Genomic DNA, 18,340 nt, shown 5'->3' with positions numbered 1-18,340 from the left:
GGGGGACGCGGGAGTGGTGAAACGGCAGCCACGCCAGGTTTAGGTCCTGGTGCCCGAGAGGGCGTGCGGGTTCGAATCCCGTCTCCCGCACCGCACGCACCGGGCGCGCCCCTCGCGCCGCCCCGGGGTGCGCGTTCACCCGCCCGGCACCCCGGCCACCCGGATGCCCGCCCCGGCGCGACCCCGTCCGGGTGACCGCCCGCCGGACCCCTCAGATGCCGCTTCACCCGCTCGACGGGAGGGCGGGACCCGAGGCGGTGTCCCGCGCGGGCGCGACGCCCGCGGCGTGCGTGACGGGAGGCCGACGGATGACCGGGACCAGGGGTGCGACGGGTCGGGACGACGGGGCTGCGGCGGCGGCGCCCGGGCGCCGGGGGCTCGGGTTCACCGGCAAGATCCTGCTGACGGTGTCGGTGGCGGTCGCGATGACCGGCCTGCTGGGCTGGATCTCGATCCTCACGCTGTGGCAGAGCACCGCGCGCACCGAGCAGATGTACTCCGACCACGTGACCGGCCTGGCGCTCGCCAGCCAGGTCGCCTCGCACCTCAACGAGGCGCAGTCGATCGGCACCGACATGCGCGCGGCGCGCGACGCCGGCGACCCGTTCCGGGCCGACGCGCTGACGTCGGACCGCGGGGCGGCGGTGGGTGCCGCGCTGGCCGCCCTCGACGAGTACGCCACGATCCCGGCCCTGTCGGACGAGCTGACCGACGCGGCCGGCGAGGTCCGGACCGCGCTGACCACCTACCAGAACCTGGTGGGTTCCAGCGAGGGCGCGGACACCGCCGCCCGCGGCGCCGCCACCCGCGTGGACGCGCTGATCCAGGCGCAGACCGCCGCCGCGGCCACGGCTTCTCGGGAGGCGACCGTCGCCGGGGACCGCGCGGTGCGCCTGGAGTTCGTCGCGCTCGGGATCGCCGCCGTGGTGCCCGCCGTGGCGGGCGTCGTCGTGGCCCGGCGGCTGAGCCGCCGCCTGGACCGGGTGGCGGACACCGCGCAGGCGCTCGCCGGCGGCGACCTCACCGTCAGCAGCGGGGTCACCGGCGCCGACGAGATCGGCCGGACCGCCGCCGCCCTGGACCGCGCCACCGCCGCGCTGCGCGACACGGTCGCGGGCATCGACGGGACCGCGCGCACCGTGGCGGACGCCGCGGGCAGGCTGGAGCGCTCCGCCGGCCAGGTGGTGTCGGGCGCCGACCGGACCTCCGAGCAGGCGGTCGTAGTGGCGGGCGCCGCGGAGCAGGTCAACCGGGACGTGCACACGGTCGCGGCGGGCGCCGAGCAGATGGGCGCGAGCATCCGGGAGATCGCCCGGAACGCCGCCGAGGCCGCCGCCGTCGCGGGCCGGGCCACCGAAGCCGCCGCCCGCACCAACGAGCAGGTCACCCGCCTGGGCACGTCCTCGCAGGAGATCGGCAACGTGGTGAAGGTCATCACGTCCATCGCCGAGCAGACCAACCTGCTGGCGCTGAACGCCACCATCGAGGCCGCCCGCGCGGGCGAGGCGGGCAAGGGGTTCGCCGTCGTGGCCGGGGAGGTCAAGGAGCTCGCCCAGGAGACCGCGAAGGCCACCGAGGACATCGCGCGCCGCGTCGAGACGATCCAGGCCGACACCGAGGGCGCCGTGGCCGCCATCGGCGAGATCGGCACGATCATCGCCCGGATCGACGACTACCAGACGACGATCGCGTCCGCGGTCGAGGAGCAGACCGCCACGACGACCGAGATGAGCCGCTCGGTCGGCGACGCCGCGGCGGGGTCCAGCGAGATCGCGGCCACCATCACCGGCGTCGCGGACGCCTCCGCCGGCAGCACCGAGGAGCTGGGGCGGATGGGCGAGTCGATCGCCGAGCTCGCGCGGATGGCCGACGACCTGCGGACCCGCGTGGCGCAGTTCCGGCACTGACGCCTCCCGCCCGGCCGTCGGGGCCCGCCGGGGCCCGCACGGGACCGCACCGGGCCCGGACGCACGACGCCCCCGCACGCTGCTCGCGTGCGGGGGCGTCGTCGTCTGCGTGCGCCGGGGTCAGCTCTGGGCAGCCCCTGCCGCGGCGATCTGCGCGCGGACGTCGTCCATGTCCAGCGCCTTGACCGCGTCGACCACCTGCTCCAGCGCCGGCGCCGGGAGGGCACCCGCCTGGTTGAACACGAGGATGCCCTCGCGGAAGGCCATCAGGGTGGGGATCGACGTGATCTGCAGCTCGGCCGCCAGCTGCTGCTCGGCCTCGGTGTCCACCTTCGCGTGCACGACGTCGGGGTGGGACTCCGACGACTGCTCGAAGATCGGCCCGAAGCGCTTGCACGGCCCGCACCAGTCCGCCCAGAAGTCCACCAGCACGATGTCGTTCTCGGTGATGGTCTTCTGGATGGTGTCGGCCGTCAGCTCGGTCGTTGCCATCAGTCGCCTCCTGTTGTCGGTGTGGCCAGTAGAGCGCCCGGACCCCCGCCAGTATTCCCGGGGCCGGCGACGCCCGCCCGCGGGGAGGGGCCGCACCGCGCGTCGGGCTGTCGCCCGCCCCCGGACCGGGGTACAACTGCCGGGTGACCGACACGGCTGACCTGCCCCGCGAGCCCGAGCGCCCCTCCGGGTGGCTGAGTCCCGAGGGCATCGCGGCGGCCCGCCGCTCGCTCCCCCTGCTCTACGTCGACGCCGTCCCGGTGCGGGTCGACGAGTCCGGCGACGTGGTCGCCGTCGGCCTGCTGCTGCGGGTCACCCCCGAGGGCGTGATGTCCCGCGCGCTGGTCTCGGGCCGCGTGATGTACCACGAGCGGGTGCGCGACGCGCTGCTCCGGCACATCGAGAAGGACCTCGGGCCGGTGGCGCTGCCGCAGGTCCCGCCGACGCCGCAGCCGTTCACGGTCGCCGAGTACTTCCCCACCCCCGGCGTCACGCCGTACCACGACCCCCGCCAGCACGCGGTGTCGCTCGCGTACGTCGTGCCGGTGACCGGGGACTGCCGGCCGCAGCAGGACGCGCTCGACCTCGCCTGGCTCACCCCCGAGGAGGCGTGCAGCGAGCAGGTGCAGGTCGAGATGAACGGCGGTCAGGGCCTGCTGCTGCGCCAGGCGATGGCGCACGTCGGCCGGATGCCCTGAGGCCGCCCCGGTGACCGCCGAGGCCGGGGCGCGGGCGGGCGCGCCCGACGCGCGGCGCGGGTCCGCGCCGCCGCTCGCCGCGCGCGTGCTGCACGCCCTGCTGGCGCTGGCGGCGGCCGGGGGCGTCGCCCTGGAGGTGTCCCGGGCGCTCGCCGAGGGCCCCGGCGACGCCGGCACGCTCACGGAGCGGCTGATCCGGCTGTTCTCGTACTTCACGATCCAGTCGAACCTGCTGGTGCTCGTCGCCTCGGCGCTGCTCGCCGCCCGGCCCGCGCGCGCCGGGCGGCTCATGGCCGTGCTGCACCTGGACGCGCTGCTCTGCATCGCCGTGACCGGCGTGGTCTACCACACGGTCCTGGCGGACGCGGGCGTCGACCTCACCCCGTCCGGGGGCCTGGCGAACTTCCTGCTGCACACCGTGACGCCGGTCGGCGCCTGGGTGGTGTGGCTGCTGGTGGGCCCGCGCCCGCGGTTCGCCGGCGCGACCGTCGCGTGGTCGGTCGTGTACCCCCTGGCCTGGATCGGGTACACGTTCGCCCGCGGGTCGGCGACGGGCTGGTACCCGTACCCGTTCCTCGACGCGGGCGCCCTGGGCCTCGCGACGGCGGCGCGCAACACGGCGCTGGTCGCGGTGGCCTTCCTGGTCCTGGCGGTCCTGGTCCGTCTCCTGGAGCGCGTCCTGCCGGCCGCGCCCCGCGTGCGCTGACGCGCGGCCCTACAGCTCGATCGACGGCCAGTCTGCCAGGTCCGCCCGCATCGCCCGGTCGTGGGTCGCCACCACCACGGCCGCCGACGTGAGGCGGAGCGCAGCCGTGAGCTCGTCGACCAGGGCGATCGACAGGTGGTTGGTCGGCTCGTCCAGGAGCAGCACGTGCGGGGCGGCGACCAGCGACGCCGCGAGCTCAAACCGGCGCCGCTGCCCCACGGACAGCTCGCCGAGCGGCCGGTCCAGGTCCTCCTCCTCCAGGAGGCCCAGCGCCGCCACGGGCAGCACGTGCGCCGGGTCGAGCGCCCCGGTGGACAGCAGGTCCAGCGCCCGCCGCGCGGCGGCCTCGAACCCCGTGGTCGCCAGCCGCGCAGGGCTGTCGTCGTCCTGCACCAGCACGCCGAGCCGCACCCCGGGCGCGACCGACCGGTGCCCCCGGTCCAGCGGGACCCGGCCGGCCAGGGCCGCGAGCAGCGTCGACTTCCCGGCCCCGTTCGCGCCGGTCACCAGCAGGCGCCCCGCGGGCGGCAGGTCGACCCGCACGCCCGGCAGGTCCAACCGGCCCTCGACCCGGGGCGCGCGCAGCTCCAGCAGCGGCCCGCCCGCGTAGTCGGCGGGGATGCTCGGCAGGTCCGGGAAGGCCAGGGCGGGCGGCGGGACCGGCACCTCGACCGCCTCGGCCTCGAGCTTCTGGACCAGGCGGTCGGCGGCCTTCACGTGGATGCGGGCGCGGGTGCCGCGCCGGTGCTTCTGCGAGCCCTTGGGCGGGCGCCACTCGTCGGACAGGCCCTCGTACGACTCGTCGAGCCGCTGCGCGAGCCTCGCGGCGCGCTTGCGCTCCTGGGCGTACCGTGCGCGCCAGCGGCGCAGGGCCTGGTCCTTGGCGAACCGGTAGGTGGCGTACCGGGTCGCCCCGTACAGGACCGGCCGGCCGTCCATCGACGGGTCCAGGTCGAGGATCGCGGTCATCACGTCGTCGAGCAGCCGCCGGTCGTGCGTGACGATGACGACGACGCCCGGCCACTGCTGCAGCTGGGCGGTCAGGTACTCGATGCCGCCGACGTCCAGGTGGTTCGTCGGCTCGTCGAGCAGCAGCACGTCGGCCCGCTCGGCGACGTGGCAGGCCAGCCGCGCGCGGTACGCCTCCCCCACGCTGAGCGTGTCCAGCCGCCGGGCGGGGTCGCGGGGCGCGCCGAACCGGGTCAGCGCCTCGTCCACCCGTCGGTCGACGTCCCACGCCGCGAGCCGGTCGACCGCCGCGATCGCGTCGGCCAGCGCCGCGAGGTCGCCGCCCTCGTGGTCGAAGCCGGCGACGACCTCGTCCAGCCGCGCGGCGGCGGCGCGCACGTGGGACGCGGTCCGGCGCACCAGGTCGCCGATCGTCGCGCCCGGCGGCACGTCGAGCTCCTGCTGCACCACCGACACCGAGCCGGACCGCCGGACCTCGCCCGCGGTGGGCGCCAGGTCGCCGGCGAGCAGGCGGAGCAGCGTCGTCTTGCCCGCGCCGTTCTCCCCGACGACGCCGACCCGGTCGCCCGCGGACGCGGACAGGGCGACGCCGTCGAGGACCGGCCGCCCCGGGTACCCGAAGGTCAGGCCGTCCGCGACCAGGTGGACGTCAGCCACGCGGCTCCCGGCCCAGCACGGCGACGACGGCGGGCACCAGCGCGCGGAACGCCTGCCCGCGGTGCGAGATGCGGTTCTTCTCCTCCGGGGCGAGCTCCGCGCAGGTCAGGTCGCCGCCCGCGGGCACCAGGATCGGGTCGTAGCCGAACCCGTGCTCCCCGCGCGGCGCGGTCGCCAGCGTCCCGACCAGGTGGCCGAGCTCGACGTGCTCCTCGCCGTCCGGGGTGACCAGCGCCGCGGCGCAGGTGAACCGGGCGGCGCGGTGCTCGGGCGCGATGTCGGAGAGCTGCGCGAGCAGCAGCTCGAGGTTCGCCCGGTCGTCGCCGTGCCGGCCCGCCCAGCGCGCCGAGAAGATGCCGGGCGCGCCGCCCAGCACGTCGACCGAGAGGCCGGAGTCGTCCGCGACCGCGGGCAGCCCGGTGTGCGCCGCCAGGGCGCGCGCCTTGATCAGCGCGTTCTCCGCGAACGTCACGCCGTCCTCGACGGGCTCGGGCGCGCCGACGTCGCGGGCGCCGACGACGGCGTCCGGGTCCAGCCCGGGCAGCGCCGGCACCAGGATCGCGCGGAGCTCGCCGAGCTTGTGGGCGTTGTGCGTGGCGAGGACCAGGCCGGCGCCGCCGGTCACGCGGTCACCGCCGCCTGCGCCCCCGCGCCGCCCCGCACCGTCACGGTCTGCCCCGCGGGCAGCGCGAGCACCTCGCGCTGCACCCGGGCGAGCTCGGACGTGCCGACCAGGGCCAGGTCGAGCAGCGCGTCCAGCTCGGCGCGGTCGAACGGCGCGTGCTCGGCGGTGCCCTGCACCTCGACGAAGCTGCCCGAGCCCGTGACCACGACGTTCATGTCGGTGTCCGCGCGCACGTCCTCCTCGTACGGCAGGTCGAGCACCGGGCGCCCGCCGACGACGCCGACGCTCACCGCCGACACCGAGTCGCGCAGCACGACCTTGCGGGCGTCGACCGAGCCCTGCGCGATGCCCCACGCGACGGCGTCCGCGAGCGCCACGTAGGCACCGGTCACGGACGCGGTGCGGGTGCCGCCGTCGGCCTGGAGCACGTCGCAGTCGAGCACGATGGTGTTCTCGCCGAGCGCGGCGACGTCGATGATCGCGCGCAGCGACCGCCCGATCAGGCGGGAGATCTCGTGCGTGCGGCCGCCGACCTTGCCGCGCACGGACTCGCGGTCGGACCGGGAGCTCGTGGCCCGCGGCAGCATCGCGTACTCGGCGGTGACCCAGCCCTCGCCGGAGCCCTTGCGCCACCGCGGCACGCCGGCGGTGAACGACGCCACGCACAGCACCTTGGTGCCGCCGAACTCGACGAGCACGCTGCCCTCGCCCGCGTCCAGGTAGCGGCGGGTGATCGCGATCGGGCGGAGCTCGTCGACGGCGCGGCCGTCGGCGCGGGGGGCGGCCGGGCGGCCGCCCGCGGGCGCGGCGGAGGTGGTGACGGTGGGGTCGGAGGTCATCCCCCGAGCGTAACGACCTCCACCTACTCAGGGTCGCTCCGGCCCCCTCAGCGTCCGCACGCGTCCCTAGGGTCGCGGATGCGGGCGCCGGTGCACGCCGGGGGGCGGGGCACCGGGGGCGGGCCGGCACGACGAGGAACGGGGCCCCGACCGACAGGAGGACCATGTCCACGACCCGCACCGAGCACGACCTGCTCGGTAGCCGAGAGGTGCCCGACGACCGCTGCTGGGGGATCCACACCCTGCGCGCGGTCGAGAACTTCCCCATCAGCGGCACACCGGTCGGTGCGCTGCCGGCGCTCGTCCGCGGCATGGCCCAGGTGAAGAAGGCGGCGGCGCTCGCCAACGAGCGCCTCGGCGCGGTGCCGCCGGACGTGGCGCAGGACGTGGTGGCGGCCTGCGACCGGCTGCTCGCCGAGGAGGCGCTGCTGGCGCAGTTCCCCGTCGACGTGCTGCAGGGCGGCGCGGGCACCTCGGTCAACATGAACGTCAACGAGGTGCTGGCGAACCTCGCGCTGGACCGGCGCGGAGTGCCCCGGGGCCGGTACGACGTCGTGGACCCGCACGCTCACGTCAACGCGTCGCAGAGCACCAACGACGCCTACGCCACCGGGCTGCGCCTCGGCGCGTACGCGGCGGTCGCGGAGCTCCGCGACGAGCTGCGGCTCCTGGCCACGGCGCTCGACGTCCGCGCCCGGGAGTTCGCCGCCGTGCTCAAGATGGGCCGGACGCAGCTGCAGGAGGCGGTGCCGATGACCGTCGGCCAGGAGCTCGCCGCGTTCGCCGTCCTGATGCGCGAGGAGGTCACGCACCTGGCGACGCAGACCCGGCTGCTGCTGGAGGTCAACCTCGGGGGGACCGCGATCGGCACCGGGGTCAACACGCCACCCGGCTACCGCGACGCCGTGGTGCCGCTGCTCGCGGAGGTGACCGGGCTGCCCGTGGTGCCCGCGGCCAACCCGATCGAGGCCACGTCGGACACCGGCGCGATCGTCGCGGTCCACTCCGCGCTCAAGCGGCTGGCGCTCAAGCTCGGCAAGATCTGCAACGACCTGCGGCTGCTGTCCTCCGGGCCCCGCGCCGGACTCGGAGAGCTCGCGCTGCCGGCCCTGCAGGCCGGGTCGTCGATCATGCCCGGCAAGGTCAACCCGGTGATCCCCGAGGTCGTGAACCAGGTCTGCTTCAAGGTGCGCGGCAACGACCTGACCGTCGAGGCCGCCGCCGACGCCGCGCAGCTCCAGCTGAACGTCATGGAGCCCGTGATGGCCCAGTGCCTGTTCGAGTCGGTGCGGCTCCTCGGGGCGGGCCTGCGGGTGCTGCGCGAGCGGTGCATCGTCGGCCTCGAGGTCCACGAGGACGTCTGCCGTGCGGGCGTGCTCGGCTCCCCCGGCCTGGTCACCCTGCTCACCCCCGTCATCGGCCACGCCGCGGGCGACCGGGTGGCCGCCGCGAGCGCCGCCGCCGGGCGGCCCGTCCGCGACGTCGTGCTGGAGCTCGGCCTCATGGACGCGGACGCCGTGGACGCGCTGCTGGCGCCCGAGCGGCTCCTCGACCTCGCGCACGCCGTGCGGGCCTGCGGCGACCGGCCCGCGGCGGCCGCGGGGCGCACCACCGGTGCCGTCGCCGAGGGGGTGGCCCGGTGATCTGGCTGCACCTGATCGTCGTCCTGGGGGCGATCTTCCTCGGCGCCCGGCTCGGCGGGATCGCCATCGGGTACGCCGGCGGGCTCGGCGTGCTGGTGCTCGCGGTGCTCGGCGTGACGCCGGGCGACATGCCGCTCGACGTCGTCTCGATCATCATGGCGGTGATCGCCGCGATCGCCGCCATGCAGGTCGCCGGCGGCATGGACTGGCTCGTCGACCTCGCGGCGCGGCTGCTGCGGCGCAACCCCCGGCACCTGACGTTCCTGGCACCGGTCGTCACGTACCTCATGACGCTCATGGCGGGGACCGGGCACACGGCGTTCTCGACGCTGCCGGTCATCACGGAGGTCGCCAAGGAGAACGACCTCCGGCCGGCGCGGCCGCTGTCGATCGCCGTCGTCTCCTCGCAGATCGCGATCACCGCCTCGCCGATCTCCGCGGCGGTCGTGTTCTTCTCCGGGCTGCTCGAGGACGGTGACACCGGCGTCGACTACATCGGCCTGCTCTCCGTCGCGATCCCGTCGACCTTCCTCGGCTGCCTCGCGACGGCGGCGATCTTCACCGCGGTGGACCGCGTGCGCGGTCGCACGCGGCTGCAGGACGACCCCGAGTACCGGCGCCGGCTCGCGGCGGGAACCGTGGCCGCGCCGGGTGCGCACGCCACGCGGGAGCTGAAGCCGGGGGCCCGGCGCTCCGTGGTGGTCTTCCTCACGGGCCTGGTCGCGGTGATGACCTACGCGACGGTGATCTCCGACAAGGTCGGCCTGGTCGAGGACCCGGTGATGGGCCGGGACGCGGCGATCATCGCGATCATGCTGTCCGTCGCCGCCGTCATCGTGCTGGTGTGCCGCGTCGACACGTCCGAGGTGCTCACCGCGGGGACGTTCCGATCCGGCATGAACGCGTGCGTCTGCGTGCTCGGCGTCGCCTGGCTGGGGCTGACGTTCTTCGGCGCGCACGAGGACGCGATCCAGGGCGCGGCCGGCGGGGTGCTCGAGGCCCAGCCGTGGCTGCTCGCGGTCGCGCTCCTCCTCGCGTCGGCGCTGATGTACTCGCAGGCGTCCACCGCGCGGGCGCTGATGCCCACCGCGCTGGCCATGGGAGTGGCGGCGCCGGCGGCCGTCGCGGCGTTCCCCGCGGTGTCGGCGCTGTTCATCCTCCCGACCTACCCGACGCTGCTCGGAGCCGTCGCGATGGACGACACCGGCACGACCCGGATCGGGAAGTACGTGGTCGACCACCCGTTCCTCGCGCCGGGCCTGGTCGCGATCACGATCTCCGTCGCGCTGGGCTTCGGGATCGGCGCGGTCGTGCTGTGACGTCCGGAGGGCGCCGGGCGGGGCGCCCTCCGGCAGGGCCGGCGCGCGCTCCGGCCGGCCCGGTCCCGCACCCGTCCGGGGAGGGTCAGAGCGCGACGACCGTCCCCGGCCGGGCCAGGTCGAGCGGCCCGTCGTACGCCGCGGCCGCCTCGGCCAGGCTCTCCGCCGGGTCGTTCCACGCCACCAGGTGCGTGAGCAGCAGCCGGCGCGACCCGTTGCGCTGCGCCGCCTCGGCCGCGCGCCGGGCCGTCAGGTGCACGCCGCGCGGGGCGTGCGGCGTCGTCTCGAGGTAGGCGGCCTCGGCGAGCAGCAGGTCCGCGTCCGCCGCCAGCTCGTCCAGGCCCGGGCAGTCGTCGGTGTCGCCGGTGTAGGCGAGCGTCACCGTGCGCGACGGATCGGCCTCGGACGGGCCGGTCACCCGCAGGCCGAACGCGGGCACCGGGTGCAGGACCGGCACCGGCTCGATCGTGAGCGGCCCGACCCGGACCGGTTCCCCCGCCCGCCAGGTGCCGAGCGCGAGGTGGTCGGCGGTGCTGGTCGCGGGGTCGTGCCCGGACAGCTGCGCCAGCCGCTCGCGGACGCCCTCGGGGCCGTGCAGCGGCAGCGGCGCCGGACGGGCGCCGCGCGGGTCGTAGCGCAGCATGACGCCGAGGACCACGACGTCGGCGACGTGGTCGGCGTGCAGGTGGCTGATCGCGACCGCGTCCAGGTCCGCCGGGGCGAGGTGCCGCTGCAGCGGGCCGAGCGCCCCGTTGCCGAGGTCCAGCAGGACGTTCCAGGTGCGTGAGGTGCCTGCGTCGTCCGGGCCCTCCGCCTGCACCAGGTAGCACGACGCCGCCGAGTCCGGGCCGGGGAACGAGCCCGCGCTGCCGACGACCACGAGCCTCATTCGCGGGCCCCTTCCGCTGCGTGACGGCGCACCGGCGTCCGACGGCGGCCCAGGGAGCCATGATGCCGTGCGGGGCGGCGCGGCGGGCGGCGGTCGGCCCGGGCGGGGACGTGTCGCTCGTCACGGCGCGCCGGGGGCCCCGGTCGGCCGCCGGCGCGGCGGTCGGGCGTCGGCGCAGCGCGGCCGGGCGTCAGCGCAGCGCGCCGCGCGCCTCCACGTGCCGGACCTCGGGCCCGAGGAACCGCCGGGCCAGCGTCGCGAACGAGTCCGGGTCGCCGGTCGCGAGGAACCGGTGCTCCGGCGGGCCGGCCGCGGGGTCCCGCTCCAGGTCGTGCGCGACGAGCTGCCGGTACACGTCCTTGGCGGTCTCCTCCGCGGACGACACCAGCGTCACGTCCTCGCCCATCACGTACGAGATGACCCCGGTGAGCAGGGGGTAGTGCGTGCAGCCGAGCACGAGGGTGTCGACGCCGGCGGCCTTCACGGGGCGCAGGTACTCCTCCGCGACGCTCAGCAGCTCTGGGCCCGACGTCACGCCGGCCTCGACGAACTCGACGAACCGCGGGCACGCCTGCGTCGTCAGCTGCACGCCCGGCGCGACGGCGAACGCGTCGTCGTACGACTTCGACTTCACCGTCGACTCGGTGGCGATCACGCCGATCTTCCCGGTCCGGGTCGCGGCGACCGCCCGGCGCGCGGCGGGCAGGATCACCTCGACCACGGGCAGCCCGCGGCGCATCGTGTACCGCTCGCGGGCGTCCCGGAGCACGGCGGACGACGCGGTGTTGCACGCGATGACCAGCATCTTCACGCCGGCGTCCACGAGGTCGTCCATCACCTCCAGCGCGTGCGCGCGCACCGCCGCGAGCGGCTTGGTGCCGTACGGGGTGTTGAGGGTGTCGCCGATGTAGAGCACCGACTCGTGCGGCAGCTGGTCGATGATCGCCCGCGCGTTGGTGAGCCCGCCCACCCCCGAGTCGAAGATCCCGATGGGTGCGTCGTTCACGGCACCGATCCTAGTCCCGGTCGCGGGGCGCGTCCGGCAGGTCGGCGAGCAGGCAGGCCATCAGCGTCTCCTGCCACCAGCCGAGCGCCAGGAACACCGAGCCCAGGTACTGCCGGGCCTGCCCCGCCGCGTCACCGGGGCGGCCGCGCACGACCTCGTGCTCGAGGCGGTCGCTCGACTCCTCGTCGGTGACGCCCAGCCGCTCGCCCAGCACCAGGCGGACGTCGGTGAGCGTGGCCGCGAGCGCCGGGGCGCGGTCCTTCGCGACGCGCACCACGGCGACGGCCTCGTGCCGGCCGCGGGACCGGCGGCGGCGCCGCGCGGGCGGGTGCGCGTCGTCGGCCTCGCCGGCGCCGTCGTCCGCGTCGGACCCGTGGCCCAGCGCCTCGACGGTCAGCGCGTCGAACAGCACCGCGAGGCGGTCGATCTTCTGCTGCCGCAGGTCGTCCTCGGTCAGTCGGCGGAACTCCGCGGCCACCTCCGCGTCGTCTCGCGACGCGTCGGGCAGCAGCCGGTGCACCGCCGGGTCGTCGGGCGCGGGCAGCGGCTCGAGCCGCAGCCGCATCGCGAGCGCGGCGGGGTCGTCCGCCGCGTCGCCCGCCCGGGCCGGCCGGGCGCTGCCCGTGTCGCGGGCGCGGTCCTCGAACCGCCCGCCGCCCAGCAGCTCCGCCACGTCGGCGACCACCGTCGCGAGCACCTCGCGCTCGCCCGGGTCGACCTCCGCGACCAGCTCGTCGCCCTCCCGCCGGAACGCCCGCACCTACGCGTCGCTCCGCTGCAGGGTGGCCCACAGGCCGAAGGAGTGCATGGCCTGCACGTCCACCTCCATCTGCTCCCGGTTCCCCGTGGACACCGCGGAGCGCCCCTGCTCGTGCACCTCGAGCATCAGCTTCTCCGCCTTGGCCTGCGGGTAGCCGAAGTACGACCGGAACACGTAGGTCACGTAGGACATGAGGTTCACGGGGTCGTTCCACACGATCGTGACCCAGGCGTCGGCGAGCTGCCCGTCGGCGTGGACGGTCTCCTCGGGTGCGATCTCCACGGACACCCGACCACTCTAGGTGCCGTGGCGGCGCGCACCCGCAGGTCGGCGCCTACCGTGTGCACATGACCTCGAGCACCGCGCTGCTGACCGACCGGTACGAGCTCACCATGCTCCAGGCCGCACTCGCGGACGGCACCGCCGGCCGCCGGTGCGTCTTCGAGGTGTTCACCCGGCGCCTGCCGCACGGCCGCCGGTACGGCGTGCTCGCCGGCACCGGCCGGGTCCTGGAGGCGCTGGCCGACTTCCGGTTCGGCGCCGAGGAGCTCGACTGGCTGGCCCGGGAGCGGGTCGTCGACGACGCCACGCTGGCGTACCTCGCGGACTACCGGTTCACCGGGTCGGTGCGCGGCTACGCCGAGGGCGAGATGTTCTTCCCGCACTCCCCCGTGCTGACCGTCGAGGGCACGTTCGCCGAGGCCGTGCTGCTGGAGACCGTCGTGCTGTCGGTCCTCAACTACGACTCGGCGATCGCCTCCGCGGCGTCCCGGATGACCTCCGCCGCGATCGGCCGGCCCGTGCTGGAGATGGGGGCGCGCCGGGCGCACGAGCAGGCCGCGGTCGCCGCGGCGCGCGCCGCCGCCGTCGCCGGGTTCGCGGGGACGTCGAACCTGGAGGCCGGCCGCCGGTACGGGCTGCCGACGATCGGCACCGCCGCGCACGCCTTCACGCTGCTGCACGACGACGAGGAGGCCGCGTTCGCCGCGCAGGTCGCCTCCGCGGGTGCCGGCACCACGCTGCTGGTCGACACCTACGACGTGCGGCGGGGCGTCGAGCGGGCGGTGAAGGCCGCCGGCACCGGGCTGGGCGCCGTGCGGCTCGACTCCGGCGACCTCGGGGTGCTGGCGCAGGAGGTGCGCGCGCAGCTCGACGGCCTCGGCGCCCACGACACGAAGATCGTCGTGACCTCGGACCTGGACGAGTACGCGATCGCCGCGCTGGCGGTCGCGCCGGTCGACTCCTACGGCGTCGGCACCTCGCTGGTCACCGGCTCCGGTGCGCCGACCTGCGGCATGGTCTACAAGCTCGTGGCGCGCGAGGGGTCCGACGGCCGGCTCGCCCCCGTGGCGAAGGCCTCCAAGGCCAAGGAGTCCGTCGGCGGCCGGAAGTCGGCGGCGCGCCGGCTCGACGGGGACGGCCGGGCGGTGGAGGAGGTCGTGGTCGACGGACCCGACGCGGCGGTGGCGGCGTGGGCCCCGTCCGAGCCCGACCTGCGCCCCCTCGTCGTGCCGCTGGTCACCGACGGCGAGGTCTGCCCCGGCTGGACCGGCCCCGAGGGCGTGGCCGCCGCCGTGGCACGGCACGCGGCGTCCCGGGACGAGCTGCCGCGCGGCGCCCGGCGGCTGTCGGCCGACGAGGCGGCGATCCCCACGGTGACGCTCACCCTCTGAGCCCCGCGCCCCGCGCGCCGGACCGGCCGCCCGGACACGACGAGGCCCGCGCTCCAGGGGGGTGCGCGGGCCTCGTCGTACGTGCGGTGCTGGTCGCTACACGCGAGCCTTCCCGCGGCGCAGCAGGCCGAGGACCAGGCTCACGACGAGGACGGCGATACCGATCCAGATGAGGATCTTGGCGGCCTCCACGGCCACGCCGATGATGAGCAGCACTGCACCGATGATGATGAGGATCAGCCACGTGGGCATCTGACGGCTCCCTTTCGCTCTGCGTCACCGCGCCCGTCGGGGGTGTCCCGGCGAACGCGCTGTTCACGGGGATGACGATGGCACCGATCCTGAGGTTCGGCACGTCGAACGCACCGGTTGCGCGCCGGCCGCGCGATGGTAAAGCGACGCGCTGACCTGCGGGTTCGCGAGAGGTCAGCGCTTGCCGACGAACCAGCCCCGGAGCATCGCCACCCGGGCCTCGAGCTGCTTCGGGTCCGCGAGCGCCACCTCCGGCCCGCCGCACCGGCGCCGCAGCTCCGTGTGCACCGCGCCGTGCGGCTGGCCGCTCTTGCGCGACCAGGCCCCGACCAGCTGGGCGAGCTCCTTGCGCAGCTCCGCCTGCTTGCGGTGGTCCATCTCGGCGCGGTCCTCCGCCGGCTGGGCCTTCGACCGCTTCGCGCTCTGCTGGTTCGCCTGGCGCTGGCGCAGCAGCGTCGTCACCTGGTCCGGGTCGAGCAGGCCGGGCAGCCCGAGGAAGTCCAGCTCCTCGTCCGAGCCCACGTCCGCACCGGTGCCGAACTCGCCGCCGTCGAACAGCACGCGGTCGAACGACGCCTGCGCCTCCAGCGCCTCGAACGTGCCCTGCAGCGCGTCCGAGCCCTTCTCGGCCCGGTTCGCCTGCGCGACGAGCGCGTCCTCGGGGTTGTAGCCCTCGCCCTGCTCCTCCGCGGTCAGCGGCCGGTCCAGCGCGTGGTCCCGCTCGACCTCCATGGAGTTGGCCAGCGCGAGCAGCGGGGCGACGCTCGGCAGGAACACCGACGCCGTCTCCCCGCGCTTGCGGGCGCGCACGAACCGGCCGATCGCCTGCGCGAAGAACAGCGGGGTCGACGCGCTGGTGGCGTACACGCCGACCGCGAGCCGCGGGACGTCGACGCCCTCGGACACCATGCGGACGGCCACGAGCCAGCGGTCGTCGGAGGCCGAGAACTCGTCGATCCGGGCGCTCGCGCCGTCGTCGTCGGACAGCACGACCGTCGGCGACCTCCCGGTGAGCCGGGCGATGTGCCCGGCGTACGCGCGGGCGTCCGTCTGGTCGGTCGCGATGATCATGGCGCCGGCGTCCGGCACGGTGCGGCGGACCTCCGTCAGCCGCCGGTCGGCCGCGGCGATCACGGACGGGATCCACTCGCCGTCCGGGTTCAGCGCGGTGCGCCACGCCTGCGCGGTCATGTCCTTGGTCAGCGGCTCGCCGAGGCGGGCGCTCACCTCGTCGCCGGCCTTGGTGCGCCACCGCATCGAGCCCGAGTACGTGAGGAACAGCACCGGGCGGACGACGTGGTCGCGCAGCGCCTGGGAGTACCCGTACGTGTAGTCGGCCTTGCTGCGGCGGATGCCGTCGGGGCCGCGCTCGTACTCGACGAACGGGATCTGCGCGGTGTCGCTGCGGAACGGCGTGCCCGTGAGCGACAGCCGGCGGGCCGCGCCCTCGAACGCCTCCTGCACGGCGTCGCCCCAGGACAGCGCGTCACCGCCGTGGTGCACCTCGTCGAGGATCACCAGGGTGGGCGCCGCGGTCGTGCGGGCGGCGTGCAGCGCGGGCTTGGCCGCCACGCCGGCGTAGGTCAGCGCCACGCCGTCGAAGCCGTGCCCGTGCCGGCCCTGCGCGTTCTTGAAGTTCGGGTCCAGCTTGATGCCCACGCGCGCCGCCGCGTCGGCCCACTGGTGCTTCAGGTGCTCGGTCGGCGCGACGACGGTCACCCGGCGCACCACCCCGGCCTGCAGCAGCTCGGTCGCGATGCGCAGCGCGAACGTCGTCTTGCCCGCGCCCGGCGTCGCCACCGCGAGGAAGTCCCGCGGCGCGGTCGTCAGGTACTGCTCGAGCGCCTCGGCCTGCCAGGCACGCAGCTTGCCCGCCGTCCCCCACGGCGCACGCGCAGGGAACGCCGGGGGCAGCTGCGATGCTGCCGACGGCGAGGCGTGCGTGCTGGGAGCGGACGAGGGGCGGTCCGGGGCGCTCACTGCCCGCCGGAGGAGTCGCCGGACCCCTTGCCGCGGCCGAAGCCCCAGCGGCGTCCGCCGCCCGAGCCCTTCTGGGAGTCCCCGTCGCCGCCGTCCTGCGGCTCCCGGAGGCCCTCGTAGATCTCCTTGCACACCGGGCAGACGGGGAACTTGTTCGGGTCCCGGCCCGGCACCCACACCTTCCCGCAGAGCGCGACCACGGGCTTGCCGGACATCGCCGACTCCATGATCTTCTCCTTGCGCACGTAGTGCGCGAAGCGCTCGTGGTCCCCGGGCTCGGCGGTCTGCTCCGCGGGCCGCTCGAGCAGCCCGGTGCCGGTGCCGGTGCTGGGGTCCGAGAGTCGGTCCGGCTCGGTGCTCGGCGGCAGGGGCTCACTCATGCCGACCATCGTACGTCCCCCCTCCGACGCGCCGGGGGCCTCGCGCGAGTTCGCCGGTTGCGCGGCAGAGCCCCGCGCGGAACCGGCGAACTCGCGCGGAACCGGCGAACTCGTCACCGTCGGCGCCCCGTCAGCGCCCGGCGGACCCGGCGCACCAGGGCATCCGTGTCGCGCAGATCACCCCAGGTCACCCGGAGCACCCGCCAGCCCTCGTCCTCGATCGCGTCCTGCCGCTGCTTCTCCGCGAAGACGACCTCCGGTGCCGTGCTCCCGAACGCGCCGGAGTACGTCACGAAGCCGTCGAACTCCATCCCGACCTGCGCCGACGGCCACCCGAGGTCGAGCCGGAAGAGCCCGCCCCGCGTGCGGACCTCCACCTGCGGTTCCGGGACGGGCAGCCCACCCGCCACGAGCGCCCAGCGCAGGATCGTCCCGCCCGGTGACTCCGCGCGGCCGTCCGCTGCGTCCAGCACCAGCCGGGCCCGCGCGACGCCTCGCGTGCCGGCCCGCGACCGGACCACGTCCGCCAGCTCGGTCGGGTCGAGCCCTCGCCGCAGCGCGGAGTCGGCGACCACGAGCCCGCGGTCCGCCGGGAGCGAGCCGGCGCAGTCGACGACCGTCCGCGCCAGGCTGGTCACCGGGAAGCCGTCGACCTCCGCGCGGTGCTCGTCGAGGAGGCGGCCGTAGTGCCGGACCACCGGATCACCGCCCCGGGCGTGCGGGCGCGTCTCCTGCACGACGTGCACGAGCCCCGTCAGACCCACGACGTCGCAGCCCCACAGCACCGCCGCCGACTCGTGGCTGAACCAGTGCTCCAGACGGAGCTGCGCGTGCACGGCGCAGATCCGGGCACGGGCGAGCCGCCGGCGGTCGCGCGCCGGCCCGAGTGGCGGGACGCGTGCGACGTACGCCCCGCGCCGGATCCTCTCGAGCGACCGCTGGTCGCGGAGGCGCACGCCGCTCGCAGCGGTCTCGCGGACCAGCATCACCTCGGCACCCGACGACGTCACCCCTCGACGATGCCCGTCGGCGACCCGCGGCGGGGGCGCGCGGCTGGATCTGTGGATGAGCACCGCCGAGTTCGCCGGTTCCGCGAAAATCCGGCCCGCGCAACCGGCGAACTCGCGCGCAACCGGCGAACTCGGCCGGTGAGGGGGCTAGGAGCGGAGGATGGTCGCCAGGCGCTTGCCGCGGGCCAGCTCGTCCACCAGCTTGTCCATCCAGCGGATCCGCTGCATCAGCGGGTCCTCGATCTCCTCGACCCGGACGCCGCACACGACCCCGCGGATCAGCTCCGCGTCGGGGTTCATCCGCGGGGCGCGGTCGAAGAACTCCGCCAGGGTGCGCTCGTCCGCGACCGCCGCCGCCAGGGCTGCCTCGTCGTAGCCGGTCAGCCAGGCCAGGACCTCGCCCAGCTCGGCGACGTCGCGGCCCTTGCGCTCGACCTTCGTGACGTAGTGCGGGTAGATCGCCGCGAACGGCGTGCCGAAGATCCGGTGCCCGCCCGCGGCACCGGCCCCACCGGCCCCGCCCGGCCCCGCCACG

At 75.7% G+C, this 18,340-nt stretch carries 19 protein-coding genes and 1 tRNA gene; 7 read left to right on the top strand and 13 right to left on the bottom strand.

Going from position 1 to position 18,340, the window contains the following annotated elements; genetic code table 11:
• Positions 1-7 precede the first annotated feature (7 nt).
• Both FA014_RS01350 and FA014_RS01345 read left to right on the top strand, forming a co-directional pair.
• Positions 8-90 (top strand) — tRNA-Leu (locus FA014_RS01350).
• 218 nt (positions 91-308) lie between these two features.
• Positions 309-1,907, top strand: coding sequence for a methyl-accepting chemotaxis protein (locus FA014_RS01345; RefSeq protein ID WP_154727917.1), 1,599 nt, complete (start codon positions 309-311; stop codon positions 1,905-1,907).
• A gap of 120 nt (positions 1,908-2,027) precedes the next feature.
• Here the strand turns inward: FA014_RS01345 and trxA are convergent, their stop codons facing one another.
• Positions 2,028-2,495: a thioredoxin gene (gene trxA, locus FA014_RS01340; protein WP_268865874.1), complete on the bottom strand. Its 468-nt coding sequence runs from the start codon at positions 2,493-2,495 to the stop codon at positions 2,028-2,030.
• Between the two features lie 47 nt (positions 2,496-2,542).
• Between trxA and FA014_RS01335 the strand changes: the two genes are divergently transcribed.
• Together FA014_RS01335 and FA014_RS01330 are read left to right on the top strand one after the other, a co-directional pair.
• A complete protein-coding gene (locus FA014_RS01335; RefSeq protein ID WP_154727915.1) occupies positions 2,543-3,097 on the top strand; it encodes an NUDIX hydrolase family protein in 555 nt (184 codons plus the stop codon).
• Positions 3,098-3,107: 10 nt separating this feature from the next.
• Positions 3,108-3,803 (top strand): Pr6Pr family membrane protein, encoded by a 696-nt coding sequence (locus FA014_RS01330; RefSeq protein WP_195969113.1) that lies wholly within the window; start codon positions 3,108-3,110, stop codon positions 3,801-3,803.
• 9 nt (positions 3,804-3,812) lie between these two features.
• On the opposite strand, the gene FA014_RS01325 is transcribed toward FA014_RS01330, so the two are convergent.
• From FA014_RS01325 to rph, 3 genes are read right to left on the bottom strand one after another with little or no spacing between them, the layout of a single operon-like run.
• Positions 3,813-5,429, bottom strand: a complete 1,617-nt coding sequence (locus FA014_RS01325) for an ABC-F family ATP-binding cassette domain-containing protein (protein ID WP_154727914.1) — start codon at positions 5,427-5,429, stop codon at positions 3,813-3,815.
• Entirely contained in the window at positions 5,422-6,054 is a 633-nt protein-coding gene (gene rdgB / locus FA014_RS01320) for an RdgB/HAM1 family non-canonical purine NTP pyrophosphatase (protein ID WP_154727913.1), read from the bottom strand. The genes FA014_RS01325 and rdgB overlap by 8 nt, the downstream gene beginning before the upstream one ends.
• The gene (rph, locus tag FA014_RS01315) at positions 6,051-6,893 is read right to left on the bottom strand and encodes a ribonuclease PH (RefSeq protein WP_154727912.1); all 843 of its coding nucleotides are present in this window, start codon (positions 6,891-6,893) and stop codon (positions 6,051-6,053) included. The genes rdgB and rph overlap by 4 nt, the downstream gene beginning before the upstream one ends.
• A 164-nt stretch (positions 6,894-7,057) precedes the next feature.
• Here rph and FA014_RS01310 point away from each other — a divergent pair, with 164 nt between their 5' ends.
• Together FA014_RS01310 and FA014_RS01305 are read left to right on the top strand one after the other, a co-directional pair.
• Entirely contained in the window at positions 7,058-8,536 is a 1,479-nt protein-coding gene (locus tag FA014_RS01310; protein ID WP_154727911.1) for an aspartate ammonia-lyase, read from the top strand.
• Complete coding sequence (locus FA014_RS01305; protein ID WP_154727910.1) at positions 8,533-9,855, top strand: anaerobic C4-dicarboxylate transporter; 1,323 nt, start codon at positions 8,533-8,535, stop codon at positions 9,853-9,855. The genes FA014_RS01310 and FA014_RS01305 overlap by 4 nt, the downstream gene beginning before the upstream one ends.
• Before the next feature lie 85 nt (positions 9,856-9,940).
• On the opposite strand, the gene FA014_RS01300 is transcribed toward FA014_RS01305, so the two are convergent.
• From FA014_RS01300 to clpS, 4 genes are all read right to left on the bottom strand, one after another.
• Entirely contained in the window at positions 9,941-10,744 is an 804-nt protein-coding gene (locus FA014_RS01300) for an MBL fold metallo-hydrolase (RefSeq protein ID WP_154727909.1), read from the bottom strand.
• Between the two features lie 190 nt (positions 10,745-10,934).
• The gene (gene murI / locus FA014_RS01295; RefSeq protein WP_154727908.1) at positions 10,935-11,750 is read right to left on the bottom strand and encodes a glutamate racemase; all 816 of its coding nucleotides are present in this window, start codon (positions 11,748-11,750) and stop codon (positions 10,935-10,937) included.
• Between the two features lie 10 nt (positions 11,751-11,760).
• Positions 11,761-12,510, bottom strand: coding sequence for a DUF2017 family protein (locus tag FA014_RS01290; RefSeq protein WP_154727907.1), 750 nt, complete (start codon positions 12,508-12,510; stop codon positions 11,761-11,763).
• A complete protein-coding gene (gene clpS, locus FA014_RS01285; RefSeq protein WP_154727906.1) occupies positions 12,511-12,798 on the bottom strand; it encodes an ATP-dependent Clp protease adapter ClpS in 288 nt (95 codons plus the stop codon). It abuts the gene before it with no gap.
• A gap of 59 nt (positions 12,799-12,857) precedes the next feature.
• Between clpS and FA014_RS01280 the strand changes: the two genes are divergently transcribed.
• Positions 12,858-14,183, top strand: a complete 1,326-nt coding sequence (locus tag FA014_RS01280; protein ID WP_154727905.1) for a nicotinate phosphoribosyltransferase — start codon at positions 12,858-12,860, stop codon at positions 14,181-14,183.
• Between the two features lie 96 nt (positions 14,184-14,279).
• Here FA014_RS01280 and FA014_RS19790 read toward each other — a convergent pair whose 3' ends face one another.
• The 5 genes from FA014_RS19790 to FA014_RS01260 all read right to left on the bottom strand — a co-directional run bounded on the left by FA014_RS19790 (position 14,280) and on the right by FA014_RS01260 (position 18,339).
• Positions 14,280-14,435, bottom strand: coding sequence for a hypothetical protein (locus FA014_RS19790; protein WP_195969112.1), 156 nt, complete (start codon positions 14,433-14,435; stop codon positions 14,280-14,282).
• A 174-nt stretch (positions 14,436-14,609) separates the two neighbouring features.
• Positions 14,610-16,415, bottom strand: a complete 1,806-nt coding sequence (locus FA014_RS01275; protein ID WP_154727904.1) for a DEAD/DEAH box helicase — start codon at positions 16,413-16,415, stop codon at positions 14,610-14,612.
• Positions 16,412-16,795: a DUF3039 domain-containing protein gene (locus FA014_RS01270; RefSeq protein ID WP_195969111.1), complete on the bottom strand. Its 384-nt coding sequence runs from the start codon at positions 16,793-16,795 to the stop codon at positions 16,412-16,414. The genes FA014_RS01275 and FA014_RS01270 overlap by 4 nt, the downstream gene beginning before the upstream one ends.
• A gap of 113 nt (positions 16,796-16,908) precedes the next feature.
• The gene (locus FA014_RS01265) at positions 16,909-17,805 is read right to left on the bottom strand and encodes a hypothetical protein (RefSeq protein WP_154727903.1); all 897 of its coding nucleotides are present in this window, start codon (positions 17,803-17,805) and stop codon (positions 16,909-16,911) included.
• Between the two features lie 147 nt (positions 17,806-17,952).
• Entirely contained in the window at positions 17,953-18,339 is a 387-nt protein-coding gene (locus FA014_RS01260) for a DUF2200 domain-containing protein (RefSeq protein WP_154727902.1), read from the bottom strand.
• Between the last annotated feature and the right edge of the window lies 1 nt (position 18,340).

The sequence above is a fragment of the Cellulomonas hominis genome, from assembly GCF_005239125.1.
Classification (GTDB): domain Bacteria; phylum Actinomycetota; class Actinomycetes; order Actinomycetales; family Cellulomonadaceae; genus Cellulomonas; species Cellulomonas hominis_A.
This window is presented reverse-complemented; position numbering and strand designations above follow the sequence as displayed.

Bases quoted from the DNA above. Each gene is read 5' to 3' on its own strand.
- FA014_RS01310 (WP_154727911.1), top strand. From the start codon at position 7,058: ATGTCCACGACCCGCACCGAGCACGACCTGCTCGGTAGCCGAGAGGTG.
- FA014_RS01300 (WP_154727909.1), bottom strand. From the start codon at position 10,744: ATGAGGCTCGTGGTCGTCGGCAGCGCGGGCTCGTTCCCCGGCCCGGAC.
- FA014_RS01270 (WP_195969111.1), bottom strand. From the start codon at position 16,795: ATGAGTGAGCCCCTGCCGCCGAGCACCGAGCCGGACCGACTCTCGGAC.
- FA014_RS01280 (WP_154727905.1), top strand. From the start codon at position 12,858: ATGACCTCGAGCACCGCGCTGCTGACCGACCGGTACGAGCTCACCATG.
- rph (WP_154727912.1), bottom strand. From the start codon at position 6,893: ATGACCTCCGACCCCACCGTCACCACCTCCGCCGCGCCCGCGGGCGGC.
- FA014_RS01345 (WP_154727917.1), top strand. From the start codon at position 309: ATGACCGGGACCAGGGGTGCGACGGGTCGGGACGACGGGGCTGCGGCG.
- FA014_RS19790 (WP_195969112.1), bottom strand. From the start codon at position 14,435: ATGCCCACGTGGCTGATCCTCATCATCATCGGTGCAGTGCTGCTCATC.